Here is a 21847-nt window from a genome sequence, read left to right on the forward strand (position 1 = left end):
TGCAATAGGGTTTGAAGATGTACATTTTCTCGTTCCCTGCCGCTTTCAACCTCCCAAGAGGCGACAGCATAGAAAGGAACGATCCCGATGACTTCTTCCCAAACCCGAAGCGGGGCTGGATTGGCGTTGCTGCTTTTATGCGCCGCCAACTTCCTGGACGCCATGGACGTCTCCACCATTGGGGTGGCCCTGCCCGCGATCCAGAAAGAGCTCGGCATGCAGGCCACTTCGCTGCAATGGGCCGTCAGCGCCTATGTGCTCGGCTATGGCGGCTTTCTGCTGCTCGGCGGCCGCGTCGCCGATCTTTTCGGCCACCGCCGCGTGTTTCTCTGGTCGCTTGCCGTCTTTGCCGCCGCCAGCATTGCCGGCGGCTTCGTCGATAGCGCACCGACCCTGATTGCTGCGCGCCTTGTCAAGGGCATCGCCGCCGCCTTCACCGCCCCGGCCGCCCTTGCACTCCTGCTCTCCGTCTTTGCAGACGGCAAAGCCCGCGCCAAGGCGCTCGGTGTATTCTCCTCGACGGGTGCTGCCGGCTTCGTGCTCGGCATGGTGCTCGGCGGCGCGGCTACAATCATCAGTTGGCGGGCAACCATCGTCATGGGTGCACCGGTCGCCATCCTCGCGCTGATCGTCGCCCCCCTCGTCCTGCCGCCAGACCCCAAGCGAACCGGCCCGAGCGCCCACTTCGACTGGGCCGGCGCCATCACCATCACGCCCGGACTGCTGCTCTTCGTCTTCGGCGTCACCAATGCCGCCGTCGACGGCTGGCAGGCATTTGCAACCTGGGGGTCGCTGGTGGCAGCCCTGGTGCTGATCTTGCTCTTCCTGCTGGTCGAATCGCGCCATAGCGATCCGATGGTGCCGCTGGCCATGTTCCGCCGCGCCAAGCTCAGCCACGCCAATGCCATCGCCGCGCTGTTCCAGGGGGCCTATGTCGGCTTCCAGTTCATCGCGACGCTGTACTACCAGACCGTCGTCGGCTGGTCGGCCTTCGCCACCGGCTTCGCCTTTGCCATCGGCGGCGTCTGCGTCATGTTCCTTGCCCCGCGCTTTGCCACCATCGGGCAGGCCCGCGGCACGACCCTGCTGATGACCTTTGGCGTTGGCTTGCAGGCCATCAGCTATCTCTTCTGGGCGCTGTCGGCCGGCCAGATCGATACGATCCTGCTCGTCGCCGTCTCACAGCTGCTGCTTGGCGTCGGCTATGCCATGACCTATCCGTCCATTCAGGTCGCAGCCCTGTCCGATATCGAAGAGGATAAGTCGGGTCTCGCTTCAGGCATGCTGTTTGCCTCCTTCCAGATTGGCGGCGGCATCATCCTGGCGGCGACCTCGGCCGTCTTCAGCGCAGCGCCCAGCTATGGCTGGAACCCCTATATCGCCGGCATCGGCTTCGTGACGATCCTAGCCGCCGCCATAACGCTGCTGGCCGCCGTCGGTCCGCGGACATCGGCTGCAAGAAGCGTCAACTACCAGGCCGCCGAATAGGCCGGAACAGCGCGACCCGCTCGTCAATGAGCGGGTCCATTCCTTTCAGGCGGATGCCGCCTCGGCGGCCCGGCGCATCAGCAGATCGCGCTCCCGCTGATTCCCGGCAAGCGCCGCCGCCCCCTCGAATGCGCAGCGTGCCTCATTATAACGACCAAGCTTGTACAGAAGATCGCCACGAACGCTGGGCAGGAGATGATAGGTCTTCAATGCCGGTTCATGCGCAAGCTTCTCGATGATTTCCAGTGCCGCCGCCGGACCGTCGACCATGCCGATGGCAACCGCGCGATTGAGCTCGACGATGGGCGAGTGCAGGACGGCCGCAAGCTCCGCATAGAGATCGGCGATACCCCTCCAATCGGTTTCCCCCGCCGTTGGTGCTCTCGCATGGCAGGCGACAATCGCCGCTTGCAGGGCGTAGGCACCACCCACACCGCCAAGCTCCCGCACCCTGGCTAGTGCCTGAAAGCCGCGATGAATTTGCAGCTGATCCCAAAGCGCGCGGTCTTGATCAAGGAGCAGGATCGGGTCGCCAGCGGCATCCGTCCGCGCCGCCGCGCGGGATGCGTTCAATTCCATGAGGGCAAGCAGCGCATAGGCCTCCGGCTCCTGCGGAGCCACCGACGTCAGCACCCGCCCCAGCCTCAGTGCCTCGTTGCAGAGCTGCAGCCGCAGCCAGTTTTCGCCGCGCGCCGCCGTGTAGCCTTCGTTGAAGATCAGGTAGACCACTTCCAGCACCGTCGCCAGCCGTTGCGACAGTTCCTCGCCATGCGGTGTTTCGTAAGACAATCCCGAGTCCGACAGCGTCCGTTTGGCGCGAACGATGCGCTGGGCGATCGTCGCTTCCGGGAGAAGAAAGGCCCTGGCTATTTCCTCGGTCGTCAGTCCGCACACCATCCGCAAGGCCAGCGCCACGCGCGCCTCGCGCGATAGCAGCGGATGGCACGCGGTGAACACCAGCCGCAGCATTTCATCGCCGATATCGTCGTCCAGCGCAGCATCGAGATCCGGCATGGCCTGCTGATCCTCTTCCATGTCCCGGGCGATCATGTCGTGCTTGCGCTCGAGCATCTGGCGGCGGCGCAGATGATCGAGTGCCCGGCGTTTGGCCGTCGCCATGAGCCAGGCACCGGGCCGTTCGGGAACTCCCGCGTGCGGCCAGCGCTCCAGGGCCGCAACCAGCGCCTCCTGCGTCAGATCCTCAGCCAGCGGCACATCACGCAGCATCCTTGCCAGGCTGGTGATCAGCCTGGGCTGCTCGATCCGCCATACGGCGAGGATCGTCCGATGAGTGGCGGCGGCCGTCACGGCCGCCTGTCCCGATTGCTAGCCGTCAGCCTCAAAGGGTGGCATTGACAAGAGGATCGCAGACCGCTTCCGTGCCATGCTCGAAATAGGCGCGCACTTCGCATGTTCCCTCCCAGCCAGGCATCAAATCCTTGTGCAGCTGCATGAATTCGACCGCCAGTGCCACGGCCTCCTCCTTGCTCTGCAGCTCGAAGATCGCATAGCCGCCGACGACTTCCTTGGCCTCGACGAAAGGCCCGTCGATGACGCGCAATTCGCGATCCTTGATAGTGACCCGCGCTCCGGTCGCAAGCGGCATCAGGCCCGCTGTGTCGAGCATCCGGCCGGCTTTGATCTCCCGGTCGGCAAGCTTGTTTATGGCCGCAGCAAGCTCTGGCGACGGCTGCAGGAAATCGGTGGCAGTGACGATAGACATGAAACGCATGGGGCTGTTCCTTTAAAAGCGAGCCGCCTGCACCATTGCAGCACGATCATCCCGCTCATATCGACGACGAAGCAGGCAGCTTAAAATCGACAGGCACTTCGAAAAAAATTCGCATTCGCTTCCAGAACGCGACGGAAATGCGCTCGGCCGACCCAATTTACCAGCATCGAAAAGGCGGAGGCAACCTGGGAACCCTCGTCGAATTCCCTCGCATCCAGGCCTTTTCAAACTGCCGGATCGCCTTTGTTGACTTCCCACAATCCATGCAAGAAGGTGGGGCCGAATTGGATCTGCAGACTTTGGACTATCCGGCGCTTCCCCAGGGGCACGGTCTTGCACAAAGTTTTGCAGACAACACGGCGGGAGCTCGTTTCTATGTTCGACCATATCTCGATCGGCGTCAAAGACCTGGCGCGGGCGCAGCAATTTTATGACGCGGCACTTTCGCCACTTGGCTATGAACGCCTGACCAATTTCGACGGCACGGTCGGATACGGCGCGGAACGCGCCCAGTTCTGGGTGAGTGAAGTGGAACACCCTGTGCCCGCCGATCGCGGTTCCGGTCTTCATTTCTGTTTAGTCGCGCCGAGCCGGGAAGCCGTCGATTCTTTCTATGCCGCCGGCATCGCCAATGGCGGGGAAGACAACGGCTCGCCAGGCATCAGGCCGGATTACAGCCAGTTCTATTACGCGGCGTTCGTCATCGATCCCGACGGCTATCGGCTGGAAGCCTATTTCAAGACCGGTGAATAGCCGTAACGCAGAGGCCGCCGAAACCTGATCGAACCGTTGGGCCTTACCCGACGGTTATCGAACAATTCGTTAGCTTCTGTAGGCATTTCATCTTTCAGGTTGCTGTCAGGCTTCTGTCATAAGGGACGCCCGGGGGCAGCCGTTCAGTGTTCTATAAGAACACCCGCGGACGCTTGTTTTGGATTTGTTCAGACAGTGGCCGGCGTTTCGATGTTCGACAATTATGATGGCGCAGCATATGCAAAGCGAACAACGCCGGTAAGCAGGTCCCTTATAGCGTTTCTCGTGCTGTTTACGCTTTGGTGGCTGCTGCTGTTCGTGTTCAATCGCTTTCCTGGCATCGATCTTTCCGTCGCTCAGAGCGTCTTTACTGCTGTACCCTGCGCATCATCGACGCCTGTGGGCGAAATCTGCGGCACCTTTGCCCTTGCGAAAAACCCTCTTCTCGAAATTTTGCGCGAAGTGACGCTCGCCCTGCCCTACATCGCCATTGTCGCTCTGCTGGCGACGCTGGTCACGTCCTGGCGCCGATACGGCGCAAGCTGGCGGACGGTAAAGACCGATCAATACATCGCCGCCCTGCTTTCCCTCGCCATCGGCTGCGGTCTTATCGTCAATACGCTGCTCAAGGGCTATTCGGGCAGGCCAAGGCCCCGCGGCACCGATCTCTTCGGCGGTGGGCTGGATTTCGCGCAGGCGGGCTCATTCGCCGGCAAGTGCCTTGGAAATTGCTCCTTCGTTTCCGGTGAAGCATCCTCCGGCGGCTGGCTGCTCTGTCTCGTGCTGCTATTGCCGCCGCGCCTCCGCTTTCCGCTCGGCATCCCGCTTGCCGTCATCTCCATCATGATGCCTTTCATGCGCGTCTTCACCGGAGCCCACTACCTGTCGGACGCCATTCTGGGCTGGCTTCTGTCGCTGGTTGTCTTTGCAGCAGCCATGGCAGTCATCGATTTTATTCGCTCGGGGCCATCATCCATCCAGTCCTGAGACCGGCAACGCTCATCCTGCATTGCGCAGCCTGGTGCGCTCTCTCCATTTGACTGCCTTCCGCACACGAGCGGTCATCTCGGCAAGCCCAAAAGGCTTCACGAGATAGTCGACGGCGCCGATACCGATGGCCGTCATCTGGTCCGATAGCTGATCATAGGCCGACATCACGATCACGGGCGTCGAATTCCCCAGTATTTCCATACGCTTCAGCACGTCGAGGCCGCTTCCATCCGGCAGGCGGAGGTCGAGAAGGACGACATCATGAATTTCGCTGGTAACTGCGGCTGTTGCCGATTGCAGCGTCATCGACCACTCGACCGACCAGCCTTCCGCACGCAGGTGATCCTGCACGGCATTGCCGATCGTCGGATCGTCTTCGACCAATAAAACCCGCACAATTGCGCCCCCGGTTGCAATCACGGATCCTATGATCGGGATTGCTGACGGCGACCTGAAATTCAGCCGGCAATGCCACAAAAAGCAAAGTGAATATGAGCCAACACGCAAACAGCTGTGTTCAAGCGTCTACCGTTCAGGTAATTGTCAGGAATGGTCGCCACCGTAGATGGCTTTAGCAATCAAAGCTGCAGCCTGCGGCTGGGATTTTCCGGTCCCGCCGACAGCACATGCTTCGGAGAAAAGCATTGAATGACAATAACGCTTCATCTGGCCGACGTTTCGTCAGGCCAGCCATCGGCAGCGTCACACTGTGCCTTATAACCACCCTTTATGTACTTCTTGTGACAAACCAGACCTTCTGGGCGAAGTCCTATGTCTATTTCATTACCTCGGAGCCGCTCGCCTTCGTCGGCTTCGTAGCGGGTATTTCCGCTGCCATCCTGGCACTTTTCACGCTATTTTCGGCAAAATACATCACCAAGCCGGCCCTGATCTTCTTCGTGCTGGTGGCATCGGTGTCCTCCTGGTTCAACGATCAGTTCGGCGTGATCATCGATAAGGAAATGATCCGCAATGCCGCCGTCTCGACGGGCGCGGAAGCCGGGCACCTGATCACCACACGTTTCGCGATGCATGTGCTGTTGACCGGAGTTCTGCCGGCGCTGGTGATCATTTGGGTGCGGATCATCCATCGCCCGATCCTCTGGAAGCTCGTCTATAACACCGCCGTCATTCTCGCCTGTACCGCCGTCTTCGTCGCCGCAGGCACCAGCTTCTACAAGACCTATGCCGGCGTCGGCCGTGCGCACCGCGACCTGTTGGATACCCTCAATCCCGTGGTGCCGATCGCCAGCGTGGTGCGCTACGGCATCGACATGCAAAGGAATGCCAATGTCGTCGCAGGCCCTCTCGGGACGGACGCCCGCAAAGTCGGCGCCGTCGACAACGGCAAGCCGCGCGTAACGATCATCGTGGCTGGCGAAACCGCCCGTGCACAGAACTTTTCGCTCGGCGGCTACAGCAAAGAGACCAATCCCGAGCTGGCGAAACGCAATGTCGTTTACTTCCCCAATACCAGCAGCTGCGGCACGGCGACAGCAACCTCGATACCTTGCCTCTTCTCGGTCTATACCCGGGCACAATATTCTCATCGCAAGGGACTGGAGACGGAAAACCTGCTCGATGTGCTCACCCACGCCAAAGTCGGTGTGACCTGGCTGGACAACGACACCGGCAGCTACAATGTGACCGACCGTGTTTCCTACACCTATCTGCCGCCTTCGGCCGATCCGCGCTTCTGCAAGGACGGCGAATGCAAGGACGAAATCCTCGTCGACAAGGTCGATGGCTGGCTCGACAAGGTAAAGGGAGACAGCGTTCTCGTATTGCATCAGCTCGGCAGCCATGGCCCGGCTTACTATCAGCGCTATCCGGAGGAATTCCGCCGCTTCAAGCCCGATTGCCGTTCAAACGACTTCAGCTCCTGCTCGCAGGAAGAGATCACCAATGCCTACGACAACACGATCCTCTACACGGATCACATCGTCTCGATGGTCATCGACAAGCTGAAGCAGCGATCGAACTCCATATCCGGCGCCGTGCTCTATTTCTCCGATCATGGCGAGTCGCTCGGCGAGAACGGCATCTACCTGCACGGCACGCCCTATATCATCGCCCCGGCACAGCAGACGACTGTACCGATGCTGGTGTGGATGGCTGACGATCTGGCAAAGACGGGCGGTTACGACATGGCCTGCCTCTCCAAGAATGCGGCCACAGGCACGCACTCCCACGACAACATCTTCCACAGTGTTCTGGGCATGATGGATGTCTCGACGAAGGTCTATGATCCCAGCCTGGACCTGTTTGCCGCCTGCCGCACACCGTCTAACAAGCTGGCGCAGAACTGATAGCGCCACGCAGTAGCCGGCAGCCCCGTTTCGACGGGGCTGCCAAGTAGTCGGGATTGCTCAAAGTCGCTTGGGCTGTCTGACAGTCCGCTCGTTTTCCACATTGCCGGTATTGAGCGTCGTATTCCGCTCGAAGAGCACGACCTCGCATGTCGGCTCGGCGACCGGGCAATGCTCCACGCCATGCGGCACGATGATATATTCGCCTGGGCCAAGCACGATATCGCCGCCATTCTCCTCGTGCAGCTTCATGCGCAGCGTGCCCTTGACGACGAAGAACAGCTCATCCTCCTCTTCATGATGATGCCAATGGAAGGCACCATCCAGCTTGACGAGCTTCACCTGAAAATCGTTGATGTCGCCGCCGACGCGCGGGCTCCACGTCTCGTCAAAAGCGGCAAAAGCCTTGGTAAGATTGACTTTTTTCAGTGCGACCATGTGTTTCCTCCTCTGGCCCGATCGGGCTGATAGCAAAGCTAATATTGGCGGAGGCGTCGCCGAACGCAACGTCATCCTTGCCGCATACCCTGGATTGTCATCGTCATATCGAATTCCTCGAAGGTTTCGGCCGAAACTTTCCGGGTAGTTGCCGATGGGGAACGACACTACATGCTTGCTCAACATCACTTCGACACATGACAGGAAAAATCATGACGACAAACAATGTCGAATTCGGCCTGGATACTTTCGGCGACGTGACCTTTGACGACAAGGGCGCGCCATTGCCGCACGCGCAGGTTCTCCGCAACGTCGTCGAAGAAGGCGTCCTGGCCGATCAGCTGGGCATCGACTTCTTCGGCATCGGCGAGCATCACCGCGAAGACTTCGCCGTTTCCTCACCTGAAACCATACTGGCGGCCATCGCCAGCCGCACATCGAAGATCCATCTCGGATCGGCAGTGACGGTGCTGAGCTCGGATGACCCGATCCGGGTTTTCCAGCGCTTCTCCAGCGTCAACGCCATTTCGAACGGTCGTGCCGAGGTCATCCTTGGCCGCGGATCCTTCACGGAATCCTTCCCGTTGTTCGGCTTCGAGCTTTCACAATATGAAAAGCTCTTCGAGGAAAAGCTGGATCTCTTCGCAGCACTGCTCTCCAACGAGCCGGTGACATGGCAGGGCAGCATCCGCCCGCCCTTGAAGAACCAGAAGGTCTTCCCGACCATCGAGAGCGGCCACCTGAAGACATGGATCGGCGTCGGCGGCAGCCCGGAATCGGTTGTCCGTGCCGCCCACTATGATTTGCCACTCATGCTCGCGATCATCGGCGGCAGCCCTTATCGCTTCCAGCCCTATGTCGATCTCTATCATCGCGCCTTCGAACAGCTCGGCAAGCCCGTGCGGCCGATCGGCATCCATTCGCCGGGCTACATCGCCGAGACGGACGAACAGGCGCGCGAAGAATTGTGGCCCTGCTTCAAGGCGATGCGTGACCGCATCGGCCGCGAGCGCGGCTGGCCGCCCATGACGCGGGCGGAGTTCGATAACGAGATCGAAAAGGGCTCGCTCTATGTCGGTTCGCCGGAAACGGTCGCCGCCAAGCTCGCGCCCGTGGTCAAGACGCTCGGCATCAGTCGCTTCCAGTTGAAGTATAGCGCCGGTGCGCTCGGCCATGAGAAGATGATGCGTTGCATCGAGCTCTATGGCCAGAAGGTTATCCCGGCGGTGCGGGCCGCTCTGGCGGCATAGTCCGGGGTCGACCAAGGCGGTCTCCATGATCGACTGAAACAGCGGATGTCTCGCCAGACGGCAAGGCATCCGTTGAATTTTGTTGTCATTCGCTCGTAGTAAATGCTACCTATATCCATGCAAGTAGCATTTACTACGAATATGGAACACCAGGATGACAGACAGGACGCAAGAGCTGCCGACCTTCGAAAGCCGGGTTCTCGCCGTTTTCGATACGCTTGCACCCGCAGAGCAACGCATCGCCCGCTTCTTCATCGATCAGAAGCAGGCGGTCCTGCTCAATTCGGCTGCCCAGATCGCCCAGCTGGCCGGCACCAGTGACGCGACGGTCGTGCGCACTGCCCGCGCCCTCGGCTTCGAAAGCCTGTCGACGCTGCGGGCTGCCCTACTTGCGGAACTGACGGGAACGCCGTCGCCCAGCACGCGAATGGAGCGAACCCTCGCTGAAACCGGTGGCTACGCTGGCGATGCGTTGCGCCATGTCATGGGCATTCACGACAAGGCATTGGAATCGCTGCGGCATGAGCAGTTCGCCGTAAGCTTCGAGCGTTGCATCGATATTCTGGTTGGCGCACCTCGCCGTCATGTCTTCGGCATCGGCCCATCCGGCGCGATAGCCGATTATGCCAGCCTGCAATTCAACCGCATCGGCCTGCCGACAAACCCTCTCTCTGCCTCAGGCATCGCGCTCGCCGACCGTCTCCTGTGGATCGGCAAGGGCGACGCAGTGCTGATCATGGCCTATGCGCCGCTCTACCGCGAAGTTGAGATCTTGCTCGAACACGCAGCCCGTCAGAACGCACCGGTCATATTGGTCAGCGACGACCTCGGCCCGCTGGTCGCCGACAAGGTGGCCGAAATCCTGCCCGTGCCGCGCGGCAATGCCGATCACCTTGCCATGCACGGCGGCACGATGGTGCTGATCGAAGCGATGATCGTTGCGCTGGCGGCAAAGAACAAGGATGCAGCCATCGACAGCCTCGACCAACTGAGCACGCTGCGCGGTTCTCTCGACAAGGCCTGGGCCAAACGCGGCACGCGAAAGCGGAAATGAACGCCGACGCGGCGCAAGCTCACCTGGAACATGAAGAAAATCTGCCGAACAAGACCATGCAAAATCAAAGCCCTAACCGTCATTCGGGAATCATCTCATGAACAGCCTCACACCCATTCTCTCTACCGTGACGGCATCCTTTCTCGGCTCATTCGTCGAGGTTGTGGAAGCTTTCACTATCGTACTCGCCGTCGGCGTGACCCGGAGTTGGCGTCCGGCGCTGACCGGTGCCGCACTTGCGCTTGCAGTGCTCGCCGCCCTCGTCCTCATCTTTGGTCCGCTGCTGGCGCTCGTGCCGATCGAAACGCTGCAATTCGTCGTCGGCGTTCTGCTGATCCTCTTTGGCATGCGCTGGTTGCGCAAGGCCATCCTCCGCTCGCTTGGTGTCATCGCCCTACATGACGAGGAAGCCGCCTTCTCGAAGGAAACCGCAAGCCTGCAGGCACAATCGACCGATAACCGCGCCGATTATCTTGCCGGCCTTGCGGCCTTCAAGGCGGTGCTGCTTGAGGGCGTCGAGGTGGTTTTCATCGTCGTCGCCGTCGGCGGTGCGCACGGCCTTACGCTCTATGCCGGCCTCGGCGCTCTTGCCGCCTTCATTCTGGTGATGCTGATCGGGCTGCTGGTGCATCGCCCGCTCGCAACTGTGCCGGAAAATACCCTTAAGTTCGTCGTTGGCCTGATGCTGACGAGCTTCGGGATTTTCTGGACAGGCGAAGGCATTGGCGCTCACTGGCCGGGCGCGGATCTCTCCCTGATCGCTATCTTTGCGATCGTCTCGCTTGCCTCTTACACCATCCTCCGTGGCCTGCGCGGCTCCACCGGCAACCCAACAGCAAAGGCAGCCCAATGACCGTTCTCCGCATTGCCCTGTCCGAACTCATCGGCATGTTCATCGATGACGGTAGCCTCGCCACGCTCTGCCTGATCCTCATCCTCGCAATTGCAGGCGCGGTCGAGTTTCTCGCCATGCCGCCGCTTGCCGGAGCCGTTCTGCTGTTGCTCGGCTGCCTCGCCATTCTGCTCTACAGCGTCCGCCGCGCCGTGAAGCGATAACGCCCCTCGACACGCTCCCTCGCAGATGCGAAGAATTCGGCAGCATCGGCGAAATGGAGAAACGGTCACATGAGCAGCGCCCATCCCGAAATCTATCTGGTGCGGCACGGGCAGACGGAATGGAGCCTGTCCGGCAGGCATACCGGCCGTACTGACATTCCCTTGACATCAGCCGGCGAGGAAGCCGCCCGCAAGGTTGCGGATCGCCTGCCCGCCATCGATTTCGCTGCCGTCTGGTCGAGCCCATCGCAGCGGGCCCAGAATACCTGCGCGCTTGCCGGCTTCGGCGACCGCCGGGTCGTCAAGGATGATCTGGCTGAATGGGATTACGGCGCCTATGAGGGCATCACCACCAAGGCGATCCTCGCCGAACGCCCAGGCTGGCAGGTCTTTCGCGACGGCTGCCCGAATGGCGAAACGGCCGCCGATGTCGGCGCACGCGCCGACCGGATCATAGGCGAACTTCGCACCATCAATGGCTCGGTGCTGATTTTCTCCAGCGCTCACTTCCTGCGCGTCTTCGCCTCTCGCTGGGTCGGCCTGCCGCCAGAAGACGGCGCTCGATTGGTGCTCGATACCACAAGCATCAGCGTGCTCGGTTACGAACACGATATAACCGAGCCGGTCATCCGTCGCTGGAATCAGATCTGATCCGAACGGTATCGAGCGACGCAGGCCCCTCGATACCTCCTTGGAAATCAAGGCATGATACCTACCAGGCCTTGAGCCCCAGCAGCTTCTCGCCCAATGGCGTCAACACTGCCATAGAGGCGTTGTGCTTTTCCCATTCGCGGGGATCGCCGGGAAAGGCATCGCGCTGCGGGTGATCGAGCTCCCGCCACAGACGAATACGCTCCTCACGCTCGCCGACATTGTCGAACTCAGCCGGATGCATGGAGATGTACTGCGCCATGCGAACGCGATTGTCGGCGTGGTTCGGCCGCACGCCGTGCGCCAGCAGCGAATTGAAGATCATCAGGTCGCCCGGCTCCATATCGATATTGACGACCGACAGATCAGTCATGTCGGGATGCATCGGATCGCGATCCGCCGGCTGGGTCTTTTCCCAGGCGTCGAAATGCTCGAAGAGCGCCGGCACGCACTGAAATCCGCCGACATCGCCATCCTGCTTCTTGAGGCTCAGCACGCCCTGCACACCGATAGGCAACGGACGGATCGAAGTGTCCACATCCCAATGAATGAAGCCGTTCGGATTTCCCTTCACCTTCTTTGGCGGATTGAGATTGGCCCGATCAATGGTGACCCACAGATCCTCGCGGTCCCATATGTCGACGAAGACGTCGTAGATCCGCTTTTCCATGCGGTTATCCCAGAGATACTGATGATTGTAGATCTCCAGCATGCCTGTGTTGTTGAGCTCCTTCATCTTGTGCTCGCGCCGTTGCGGCGCATACCAGGTGGAAGGATCGTTCGGATCTTTCTCGTCAAAGCGCCACAAAACGTCGACAAGCCGCTCGACATTCGCCGCGGGCACGGCGCCGCGCACAATCACATAGCCCTTGGTGATCCACTGCTGCCAGTCGTCGTTCGACAGCACCCTGAGCGGCAATGTCTTCCTTATATCCTTCAGTTGCGTCGTAACCGTGGATGCGGTCGGGTGGGCATCTCGTTTCAAGGCAGGGTGCATTGATTTCCTCCATCTGGCTGGTCCCTTCGTCTCGGGTGACAGAACGGTTGTAACCGCAGCTCCCGCTTTGATGTTGCCCGGCTTTGGCCAATTCTGATACTATTCTGGCGTCTAGTGCTGTATGGGCGCCCTATGAAGCCTTATCTCGAAGTGTTGCCGAGCTCGCCAGAGGCATCGTGGAGCATGCTCAATCGCAGGCTGGACGATTGCATTCCTTTCCAGTGGCACCATCACCCGGAGTTTGAGCTCACACTGACGCTGAACTCGATCGGGCAGCGCTTCATCGGCGATCACAGCGGCGAATATGGCGACGGCGATCTCATCCTTGTCGGCCCCAATCTGCCGCATAGCTGGGCCTCGCGCGCCAAGATCGACGAGTCTGAGCCCCACGTCGCGCTGGTACTCTGGTTTCATCGCGACTGGTTGTTGCAGATGACGGGTGGGGCCGTCGAATTCCGGCCGATCGAAACCATGCTGCGCCACGCCGACAATGGTCTCCATTTTTCGAGTGCTGCGGCCGCAGCCCTGCGGCCTGCCTTCGAGGCGATTTTCGAGAAGCCTCCCGTCGAACGACTGCTGTCGCTATTGGGTATCCTCGCCGGCGCCGCGGAAGACCGGCAGGCAATACCGCTTGCAAGCGCGCCGGCTCAGGCACCGGACATCAAGGAAAGCCGCGAGCGCATAGATCGCTTGCTGACCCATATGCATCTCCACTATTCCCGCGCGATCAGCCTCGACGAATTGGCCGATATTGCCGCGCTCAGTGTCTCCGGCCTGCATCGCATGTTTCGACGCCACACGGGCCTGGCCATATCCGACTACATCATCCGCATGCGCATCGGTGACGCCTGCGCCCGCCTTTCCTCCACCGATCAGGCCGTGCACCACATCAGCGACGCAGTCGGCTACGTCTCGCTCGCCAACTTCAACCGGCAGTTCAAGGCGTTAAAGGGCATGACCCCTCGACAATACAGGGCGCTGTTCGTCAGCCGCTGATGGATGCCATCGCAAGCAGTCTTGCAATCTTTGCCGCCGCCGCATCCGCTGCGTGGGCTTCCATGCGGGCTATGCCGAACAGCAGTCCCGGCCGCGACTCTCCGAGATGCAGCGAGGACATGGCGCGCAATGCGAAGCCGTGCGAATTGATGGCGCGCATGGCGGTGACGTCATTGGCGGTGGCGTCCCGAAACCAGCTCGCCAGCTGCTGGCCGCCACTACCTTCGCCGACGGCAAGGTACTGGCCGCAGTGATGCCTGAGCGCGGAGACAACTGCCGCCATGCGTTCCGCATAAACAGCGTTCATATGGCGCAGATGCGCGCGAAACCGGCCTTCGCTGATAAAATCGGCAAGTGCCGCCTGAATATGGATCGACACGATCGCTCCCCTCAGTCTCTGCGCCACCTCGACAGCCGCCAAGAGCCTGGAAGGCACTACGACATAAGCAACACGCATGCCCGGGGCCAGCGTCTTCGAAAATGTGCCGAGATAGGCGACCACTTCGCCACGATCGATGCCCTGCAAGGCGGCGATCGGGCGGGTCGCATACTGGAACTCGCTATCGTAATCATCCTCCAGAACGATGGCTCCGGTGGCGCGGGCGAATTCGAGCAGCGCCAGGCGACGGGGCAGGCTCATGGTGACACCGGTCGGATATTGGTGCGAGGGCGTGACATAGATCAGTCGCGGCGGCGGCCCGGCCGCGCGACCAATATCGATGCCTTCCTCGTCACAGGGGACGGGCACGAGGTTGGCCCCCGCCACCCTTAACAGTGCCTGCGCCGTTGCATAGCCCGGATCCTCGATCCAGGCGATGTCGCCATTCGAGCCGTTGGCCTGAAGCAGCACGCTGGCGAGTAACCCGATCGCCGCGCCCGTCGACGGCACGATCAGCACCTGCTCGGGCCGGGCGGCGACACCGCGCGTCGCCGAGATATGATCGAGGATCGCCGCGCGCAATTCAGGAAGCCCGCTCTGGGCGCCATAGCCGAGATCATGAACGCGAAGGGACCGGCCACGGGCACCGAGACATCGCGCCCAGGCCGCATGTGGAAAGGTGGAGACGTCAGGCACTCCGGGCTCGAACAATCCACCCCTCTTGAATTCCGTAATCCGGGGCGCATTCGGTAATGGCGCTGCGAGCTGGCCAAACGGCGCCGGCGAAGGGAAAGCCGCTACGCGGGTTGCCGCACCCGTCGTCGACTGCAGATAACCCTCTTCCTTCAAGCGATCATAGGCACTGACGACGGTGGACCGGGCGACACCGAGCGAAATCGCCATTCCCCGCGTTGACGGCACACGCTGCCCGGCCGGCATCTGCCCGCGCAGGATACGATCGCGCATCAACCGATAGACCTGCCCTTCCAGATCGCCCGAAACACGATCGAGCGCCGGCCACTGTGCAACTGTTGTCATGACACTCCAACTGGTCTGCTAAAAATCAAAAAACTGGCTATTTATAGCCTACCTCTTTGTTGTCAGAGATCAAGGATCAATCGACGAGGACGACATGGCCGATCATTACCCGCCAAATACAAAGGATTACCCGACCACCGAGCGCACCCGCGTCCGGCGCAGCCCAAAACGTGGGAGCCATGCCCATGCCGACGTCCATGCCATTCTCGATGCCGCGCCTCTCTGTCACGTCGGCTATGTCATCAATGGCGCACCCTATGTGACGCCGACCCTGCACTGGCGCGAAGGCGATTATGTCTATTGGCACGGCTCATCCGCGAGCCGCTTTCTGCGCGCGGCGGAAGATATGCCGGTGTGTCTCACCTGCAGCATCATGGACGGCTATGTGCTCGCCCGTTCCGCCTTCAATCATTCGGTCAACTACCGCTCCGCCATGGTCTTCGGCACCGCCCGTCTGGTCGATGACATCGACGAAAAGACCGAGGCGCTGCGACGTCTGGTCGAGGACCTGTTTCCCGGCCGCTGGGAGAGCCTGAGGCCGATGACCAAGCAGGAAGTAAAGGCGACATCGGTGATGCGGATGAAGATCGACGAGGCCTCCGCCAAGATCCGCAACGGTCCACCGGGCGATATGGACGAGGCTCACCATCCGGTCTGGGCCGGCGTTTTGCCGATGAGAAGCCATCTGGCGCTAGCGGAGGCCGCGCCCGGCACGCCGGACGGAATGGAATTGCCGCAGTCGCTCAAGGACTTGATACAATCCGGCCGGCTTCGCTAAACTGCATTTGATGACCAAAGGATTTTGATATGGATCTTGCCAACTGGAACGGCGTGCCGCGCCCCGAACGAACCACCCTCGAAGGCCGCTATGTCAGGATCGAGCCTCTCGATCCGGCGCGCCATGGCGAGGACCTCTATGCTTCGGCTCAGCAACCCGGCGCTGAAGACCGGTTCCGCTATCTTTTCGAAAGCGCGCCCGCCAATTACGCGGCCTTTTCTCCATGGCTTGAAAAAGCTGCATCTGGCGCCGATCCTCTTTTCTTCGCAACGATCGACAAGCGGACGGGGAAAGCCGAAGGCCGACAAGCCCTAATGCGGATCGACAATACGCATGGCGTCATCGAGATCGGCAGCATCCTGTGGGGGCCGGCAATCGCCCGCAGCCCAGTGACGACTGAAACCCTCTTCCTTTTCGCATCCTATGTCTTCGATACGCTCGGTTACCGCCGCTTCGAATGGAAATGCAACAACCTCAACGAACCGTCGAAGCGGGCGGCCGAACGCTTCGGCTTCGCCTTCGAAGGCATCTTCCGCCAGCACATGGTTGCGAAGGGCCAGAACCGTGACACCGCCTGGTTTGCGATGATCGATGCCGACTGGCCTCGCCTGAAGGCAGGTTACGAGCGTTGGCTCGCGCCTGAGAATTTCGACGCGGCGGGACAGCAGAAAACCAAGCTGACATTCGGATAGGCCGGCTCCTCTCTGGGTTCCGGTCTAGAGAGATTTGCGAAAATAAACCACGCGCTGGGTTTCCACGAAACCGAGTGCGTTATGGAAAGCGTGGCTGTCGAGATTGTCGATCCGCGCATCGGATGCAAATTCGACACAGCCGGCGGCTCGTCCCCAGTCGGCAACAGCCTGGCAAAGCGCCTGCGCAATGCCTTGCCGGCGATGCTCATGGCGAACATAGATGCCCTCGAGAAACAGGACGGGCGATGTGTCGCAGCCATTGACGTAATCATGCCGCAATGTCGCTTCAGCAAAACCGACGACATGATCGGCACCATCAATCGCAACGAGCCCAATAGCACCCTCACCAGAACGAAGCTGCTCAAGCTCGGATCGGTGATGCTCGATCGAATCGCCGGGCCAAAGCTCGGAGCGCAAACGCACCCACGCATCCAAATGCTCGTGTCCGGCCTCCTCAATACGCATGTGTACTCCTCTCAATGGCTCACTCTTCGCCTCCGTGGCGAAAAATTTCACTTTCGACTCCACAATCACCACGCTACATATCGCGTTTACTCGCGCACGAATTCTTCGATGATCCAAATCTGAGGACGATGGAATGAGATTTCAAAGCAGTTCGCGTCTTTACGCTGCTGTTTCATCCCTGCTGTGGCCGGCCATCTTTTGTGCCGGGCTGGTGGGCTCCTATTTTGCCTTCAATTCCCAGATGCATCTGCTGTGGTTCAATGTCGTCTATTTCTCTGTGGTCGTGACTATCGCGCTCTTCGAGCGGCTCATGCCTTATGAGGAAACCTGGCTCGACCCTGACGGCGAGACGTTCAACAACATCGCCCACACGCTTCTGAGCAAGGGGACGGTGCAGATTGCCGCGGCCATCGGCGCTTCGTTTCCGATGGCGGTAGCCACGGTGGCACAGCCTTTTCTGAGCCACAAAGCGGATATCTGGCCGGAGCAATGGCCGATGGCCGTGCAGGTCGTGCTCGGCCTTGTCATTGCCGAACTTGGTCTCTATCTCGCCCATCGCCTGGCGCATGAGCACCTGTCGCTTTGGCGTTTCCATGCCTTGCATCACAGCGTCGAGCGCCTGTGGGTCATCAATACCGGGCGCTTTCACATAGTCGACAGCCTGTTCAAGATCGCGCTCAGCCAGATCCCGCTTTATCTGCTCGGCGCGCCGCTGCCGGTTTTCCTGTGGATCGGAGCGGTCACGGCCTTCATCGGTCTGCTCACGCATTGCAACATCGATGTACGCACCGGCCCGCTCGACTGGATCCTGTCGACCCCGCGCCTACACCGCTGGCATCATTCCAAGTTGCTCGCCGAAGGCAACACCAACTATGGCGAGAACCTCGTGATCTGGGACCAGATCCTCGGCACTTACCATAATCCGCCTCGCCCCTCGTCCACCGACATCGGCATCACGGGCAAGGTCGCCGACAGCTTCCTTGCCCAGATCGTTCAGCCATTCTCCAAGACCGGCCGCAAGCAAATCATTGGCAAGAAGCCGAAGGAACTGATCCTCAAAGAGGAGCAGGCGGCTAAGGCGGCGGCTGCGCGGCAGCGCAACGATGCGCCGATCCGCAAGAGCAGCTGAAAACGCTTTTGCCTGGGCACCCGTCAGGACCGTGACCGGGTGCCCCTGTCACGCTTGTGCTGTGGACAGAAATATTCCGAAAAGTTTCGACCTGACAATGCACGTAATTCCGTTTCAAACCGGGAAGATATTGTCATTTAACGTGTATTGAAAAAGGCATCCCAGGGGATTACCTAGGTCCACACAAATTATCATGATGAAAGATTAGGAAAATTATTGATATGGAAGGGAGGTTTAGCACAGAATACCTCAAGCAGCTTCATAGAATATTTTTCATTTCTAGAGAAATAGATCGCCTTGAGCGAGAATTCATCAAGCAAGGCATAGCACATTTTCATGTCTCCGGCGCAGGTCATGAGTCGACGGCGCTGCTCAACGAATTCCTCCATGACGACGACTGGCTGCATCTGCATTATCGCGACAAGGCCCTGATGCTGGCCCGCGGCATGCCCATTCGTGAGTTTTTCTCAAGCCTGCTCGCCACGGCCAATTCCCATTCCGCCGGACGGCAGATGAGCGCCCATCTATCCTCCCGCGCACTCAACATCACGTCCATTGTCGGCCCGGTCGGCAACAATGCGCTGCACGCAGCAGGCGTCGGCGCGGCGTTGAAACACAAGGCCGGCCTGCCGATCGCCATCTGCTGCGTCGGTGATGGCACCACCCAACAAGGCGAATTCGTCGAAGCCGTCGCCGAGGCCGTTCGTGGCCAGTATCCCGTCGTCTTTGTCATCGAGGACAACAGTTTCTCGATCTCGACGCGCACGAGCAAGCAAACCTTCTTCGACCTGCCTGATGGACCCGCATCCTCTTTCTATGGCGTCGACATCATCCGCACCGACGGGGCCGACCTTACCTCGTCGCGGGAAGCCTTCCGCAAAGCCGTTCGCCACAGCCGGAACAATCGCGTGCCGAGCATCGTGCTCCTCAATGTCGAGCGCCTGTCCGACCATACGAATGCCGACGATCAGAAGACCTATCGCACCCTGCTGGAAATCGAGACCGGCTCCTCGCGTGACCCGCTTCCGAACCTGCGGGCGATGCTGCACAAGGCTGGTGTCGATGCCGATGCGCTCGAGAAGATAGAGCAGGAACTGACGGCCGAAGTACAGGCCGAAGCCGCTCTCGCCCGCAGGGAAGATGCGCCCAAGGTCGAGACGGAAGCAAAGGCGCCCTACCCTGCTTCCTTCGGCAAAACGACGGAATATCGCGGCAATGAACGCGAAGCCACGTTGACGATGCGTGAGGCGTTGAACAACGTCCTCGACAAGCAACTGGCCGCCAATCCCGAAGTGGTGCTGTTCGGACAGGACGTGGAGGATCCGAAGGGCGATGTCTTTGGCGTTACCCGCGGTCTCAGCACCAAATATCCCGAGCGCGTTCACAACGCAGCTCTCAGCGAATCCACTATTGTCGGAACCGCCGTCGGCCGTGCCCTCGCAGGTCAACGGCCAGTGGCCTTCCTGCAATTCGCCGATTTCCTGCCGCTTGCCTATAACCAGATCGTTTCGGAAATGGGCAGCATGTACTGGCGCACCAATGGTGCCTGGGAATCGCCCGTCATCCTCATGGTAAGCTGTGGCGGCTACAAGCCGGGCCTCGGGCCGTTCCACGCCCAAAGCTTCGAAGGCATGCTGGCGCACACACCAGGCATTGACGTCGTCATGCCCTCCAGTGCCGGCGATGCGGCTGGCCTGCTCAATGCCGCATTCGAATCGCGCCGCCCCACCGTCTTTCTTTATCCCAAGGCGGTGCTCAACAATTCCGACGGTCGCACCTCGACCGACCTCGACAAGCATTTCGTCCATCCCGGCCTGTCGCGCCACGTGGCCCGCGGCCGCGACCTGACGCTGGTCAGCTATGGCAACACGGTCTCTCTCTGTGCCAAGGCGGCCAGCGCCTTCGAAGCCCAGGGCTTTTCCGTCGAAGTGATCGACCTGCGCTCGATTTCGCCATGGGACGAGAAGGAAGTGCTGGCGAGTGCCCGGCGCACCCGCCGCCTGATCGTCGTCCATGAGGACAACCGCACCGTGGGCATGGGCGCGGAAATCGTCGCCACCGTCACGGAAAAGACCGATGTGCCGGTCGTCGTGCGCAGGCTTGCCCGGTCCGACGCGCATGTACCTTTCAATTTCCGCAATCAGCTCGAGACGCTGCCGTCCTACAGCAAGCTTGTCGATCTGATGGCCGAGGTCCTCGAATGCGAGGTCACCTGGCATAAGGAAGACGACAATGGCCCGACCGCCGCCATCAAGGCGATCGGCTCCGGCCCTGCCGACGAAAACGTGCTGATCACCGATCTGCTGGTGAAGCCAGGCGACACGATCGAAGTCGGTCAGCTGGTTGCCGTCGTCGAAGCCACCAAGGCTTCGGTCGAGATCTGCGCCAATATCGGCGGCGTGGTACAGGAGGTTTTTGTCCGGATCGGCGACCAGGTCGCGACCGACAGCCCGCTTCTGACTGTGGACGCCAATCGCGACATGGCAGAGCAGAACTTCGCGCTCGCCTCCGAAATACAGAACAAGTTTGTATTGCGCCGCCTGAAGTCACATTCCATTCCGGCGTTGCGCCGCCACTCCGGTAGTTTCTCGGAAATCGCCGTCAGCGGCCTCGGCATCGCCACCGGCGGCCGCCGCGTCGCCAACGAGGACATCATCCATCATTGGCCGAACCGTCGGGCCGAAGAGATCTTCGCGCTCACCGGCATCAAGAGCCGGTTCTGGATCAGTCCGGGTGAAGGCACGCTGAGCCTCGCGACAAAAGCCGTCCGCGATCTGCTGCGCCAGACCGAAATGTCGATTCACGATATCGACCTGGTGATTGCCGCGACGGGAACGCCCGATATCGCCACGCCGTCGCTGGCAAGCCGCGTTGCAGTGGCCGTCGCGGAAGATGGCGTTCGGCCGTCGCTTGCGGCCTATGATATGGGCGCTGCCTGCTCCGGCTATCTCTACGCCTTGCAGCAGGCCCACGACTTCATCGCGCAGCAGAACGACGCCAAGGTGCTAATCGTCACCTCCGAGGTACTGTCGCCTCTGCTCGACATGAAGGATTTCTCTACCGCGATTCTCTTCGGCGACGCGGCTACCGCAAGCCTGGTGACCACACGCGACATGGCGCGCAATCCATTGTTTACGGCGAGCCGCCCGATCGTCAGCGGCCGGCCGGAACCAGGGGATCTGCTCTACGTTCCACTGCCGGATGATGGCGTCATCGCCATGAACGGACGCTCGGTCTTCACGGAAGCGGTGCATTCCATGTCCCGCTCGATCGAGGACGCCTGCGTCGATGCCGGCATTGAGCTCGCCAATCTCGATTTGCTGGTGCCGCATCAGGCCAACCAGCGCATCATCGACACCATCGCCAAGCGCAGCGGTCGCCCGGCTCTGAGCGTCATCGAGAATTATGGCAATACCAGCTCTTCGAGCATCCCGCTTGCCATGCATCACGTCGTCAATGAACGCTCCGAGCCGCTCAATCTCGGCCTCGTCGCCTTCGGCGGCGGCATGACGGCGGGTGCTGCGATAGTTCGCACGATAAAATAACAATCATAGCGTAGCCGCTGTTCTTGCAGCCGCGCAGATCCGATAACGACGCCTCGCTCTTGTTCCATCAAGTGTGAGGCGTTCGTCCGATTAGGCGCAATTTGGCG

21 protein-coding genes are annotated in these 21847 nt (G+C 60.4%); 14 read left to right on the top strand and 7 right to left on the bottom strand.

Annotated elements, in window-relative coordinates; translation table 11 throughout:
- Positions 1 to 87: 87 nt before the first annotated feature.
- Positions 88 to 1488, top strand: a complete 1401-nt coding sequence (locus tag ACQZ6F_RS10000) for an MFS transporter (protein WP_449091925.1) — start codon at positions 88 to 90, stop codon at positions 1486 to 1488.
- Between the two features lie 45 nt (positions 1489 to 1533).
- Here ACQZ6F_RS10000 and ACQZ6F_RS10005 read toward each other — a convergent pair whose 3' ends face one another.
- Together ACQZ6F_RS10005 and ACQZ6F_RS10010 are read right to left on the bottom strand one after the other, a co-directional pair.
- Complete coding sequence (locus ACQZ6F_RS10005; RefSeq protein ID WP_449091924.1) at positions 1534 to 2796, bottom strand: RNA polymerase sigma factor; 1263 nt, start codon at positions 2794 to 2796, stop codon at positions 1534 to 1536.
- A gap of 31 nt (positions 2797 to 2827) precedes the next feature.
- Entirely contained in the window at positions 2828 to 3220 is a 393-nt protein-coding gene (locus tag ACQZ6F_RS10010) for a YciI family protein (protein WP_449091923.1), read from the bottom strand.
- Between the two features lie 375 nt (positions 3221 to 3595).
- Between ACQZ6F_RS10010 and ACQZ6F_RS10015 the strand changes: the two genes are divergently transcribed.
- Complete coding sequence (locus ACQZ6F_RS10015) at positions 3596 to 3973, top strand: VOC family protein (protein ID WP_449091922.1); 378 nt, start codon at positions 3596 to 3598, stop codon at positions 3971 to 3973.
- A 285-nt stretch (positions 3974 to 4258) separates the two neighbouring features.
- Positions 4259 to 4960, top strand: coding sequence for a phosphatase PAP2 family protein (locus ACQZ6F_RS10020; RefSeq protein ID WP_449091921.1), 702 nt, complete (start codon positions 4259 to 4261; stop codon positions 4958 to 4960).
- A gap of 12 nt (positions 4961 to 4972) precedes the next feature.
- Here the strand turns inward: ACQZ6F_RS10020 and ACQZ6F_RS10025 are convergent, their stop codons facing one another.
- A complete protein-coding gene (locus ACQZ6F_RS10025; RefSeq protein ID WP_077471926.1) occupies positions 4973 to 5359 on the bottom strand; it encodes a response regulator transcription factor in 387 nt (128 codons plus the stop codon).
- Positions 5360 to 5589: 230 nt separating this feature from the next.
- Here ACQZ6F_RS10025 and ACQZ6F_RS10030 point away from each other — a divergent pair, with 230 nt between their 5' ends.
- Positions 5590 to 7272, top strand: a complete 1683-nt coding sequence (locus ACQZ6F_RS10030) for a phosphoethanolamine transferase (RefSeq protein WP_449091920.1) — start codon at positions 5590 to 5592, stop codon at positions 7270 to 7272.
- A 60-nt stretch (positions 7273 to 7332) separates the two neighbouring features.
- Here ACQZ6F_RS10030 and ACQZ6F_RS10035 read toward each other — a convergent pair whose 3' ends face one another.
- A complete protein-coding gene (locus ACQZ6F_RS10035; protein ID WP_068401333.1) occupies positions 7333 to 7710 on the bottom strand; it encodes a cupin domain-containing protein in 378 nt (125 codons plus the stop codon).
- Between the two features lie 212 nt (positions 7711 to 7922).
- On the opposite strand from ACQZ6F_RS10035, the gene ACQZ6F_RS10040 reads away from it, so the two are divergent.
- The 5 genes from ACQZ6F_RS10040 (at position 7923) to ACQZ6F_RS10060 (ending at position 11721) form a co-directional block, all read left to right on the top strand.
- Positions 7923 to 8960: an LLM class flavin-dependent oxidoreductase gene (locus tag ACQZ6F_RS10040; protein WP_449091919.1), complete on the top strand. Its 1038-nt coding sequence runs from the start codon at positions 7923 to 7925 to the stop codon at positions 8958 to 8960.
- Between the two features lie 154 nt (positions 8961 to 9114).
- The gene (locus ACQZ6F_RS10045) at positions 9115 to 10014 is read left to right on the top strand and encodes a MurR/RpiR family transcriptional regulator (protein ID WP_449091918.1); all 900 of its coding nucleotides are present in this window, start codon (positions 9115 to 9117) and stop codon (positions 10012 to 10014) included.
- Between the two features lie 97 nt (positions 10015 to 10111).
- On the top strand, positions 10112 to 10867 hold the full coding sequence (locus ACQZ6F_RS10050) for a COG4280 domain-containing protein (protein ID WP_449091917.1): 756 nt from the start codon (positions 10112 to 10114) through the stop codon (positions 10865 to 10867).
- A complete protein-coding gene (locus ACQZ6F_RS10055) occupies positions 10864 to 11070 on the top strand; it encodes a hypothetical protein (RefSeq protein WP_034503887.1) in 207 nt (68 codons plus the stop codon). The genes ACQZ6F_RS10050 and ACQZ6F_RS10055 overlap by 4 nt, the downstream gene beginning before the upstream one ends.
- Before the next feature lie 69 nt (positions 11071 to 11139).
- On the top strand, positions 11140 to 11721 hold the full coding sequence (locus tag ACQZ6F_RS10060; RefSeq protein ID WP_449091916.1) for a histidine phosphatase family protein: 582 nt from the start codon (positions 11140 to 11142) through the stop codon (positions 11719 to 11721).
- Between the two features lie 61 nt (positions 11722 to 11782).
- On the opposite strand, the gene ACQZ6F_RS10065 is transcribed toward ACQZ6F_RS10060, so the two are convergent.
- Entirely contained in the window at positions 11783 to 12718 is a 936-nt protein-coding gene (locus ACQZ6F_RS10065) for a phytanoyl-CoA dioxygenase family protein (protein ID WP_449091915.1), read from the bottom strand.
- A 132-nt stretch (positions 12719 to 12850) separates the two neighbouring features.
- On the opposite strand from ACQZ6F_RS10065, the gene ACQZ6F_RS10070 reads away from it, so the two are divergent.
- The gene (locus tag ACQZ6F_RS10070) at positions 12851 to 13714 is read left to right on the top strand and encodes a helix-turn-helix domain-containing protein (protein ID WP_449091914.1); all 864 of its coding nucleotides are present in this window, start codon (positions 12851 to 12853) and stop codon (positions 13712 to 13714) included.
- On the opposite strand, the gene pdxR is transcribed toward ACQZ6F_RS10070, so the two are convergent.
- Entirely contained in the window at positions 13704 to 15131 is a 1428-nt protein-coding gene (gene pdxR / locus ACQZ6F_RS10075) for a MocR-like pyridoxine biosynthesis transcription factor PdxR (protein WP_449091913.1), read from the bottom strand. The genes ACQZ6F_RS10070 and pdxR overlap by 11 nt on opposite strands.
- A 94-nt stretch (positions 15132 to 15225) precedes the next feature.
- Here pdxR and ACQZ6F_RS10080 point away from each other — a divergent pair, with 94 nt between their 5' ends.
- Entirely contained in the window at positions 15226 to 15909 is a 684-nt protein-coding gene (locus ACQZ6F_RS10080; RefSeq protein ID WP_449091912.1) for a pyridoxamine 5'-phosphate oxidase family protein, read from the top strand.
- A gap of 29 nt (positions 15910 to 15938) precedes the next feature.
- Entirely contained in the window at positions 15939 to 16601 is a 663-nt protein-coding gene (locus ACQZ6F_RS10085; RefSeq protein WP_449091911.1) for a GNAT family N-acetyltransferase, read from the top strand.
- 24 nt (positions 16602 to 16625) lie between these two features.
- Here ACQZ6F_RS10085 and aac(6') read toward each other — a convergent pair whose 3' ends face one another.
- Complete coding sequence (gene aac(6'), locus ACQZ6F_RS10090; RefSeq protein ID WP_449091910.1) at positions 16626 to 17066, bottom strand: aminoglycoside 6'-N-acetyltransferase; 441 nt, start codon at positions 17064 to 17066, stop codon at positions 16626 to 16628.
- Positions 17067 to 17199: 133 nt separating this feature from the next.
- Between aac(6') and olsE the strand changes: the two genes are divergently transcribed.
- Positions 17200 to 18195, top strand: coding sequence for an ornithine lipid hydroxylase OlsE (gene olsE, locus ACQZ6F_RS10095; RefSeq protein ID WP_449091909.1), 996 nt, complete (start codon positions 17200 to 17202; stop codon positions 18193 to 18195).
- A gap of 221 nt (positions 18196 to 18416) precedes the next feature.
- Positions 18417 to 21740, top strand: a complete 3324-nt coding sequence (locus tag ACQZ6F_RS10100; RefSeq protein ID WP_077471915.1) for a thiamine pyrophosphate-dependent enzyme — start codon at positions 18417 to 18419, stop codon at positions 21738 to 21740.
- Positions 21741 to 21847 lie beyond the last annotated feature (107 nt).

The organism is Rhizobium sp. A22-96 (genome assembly GCF_053521805.1).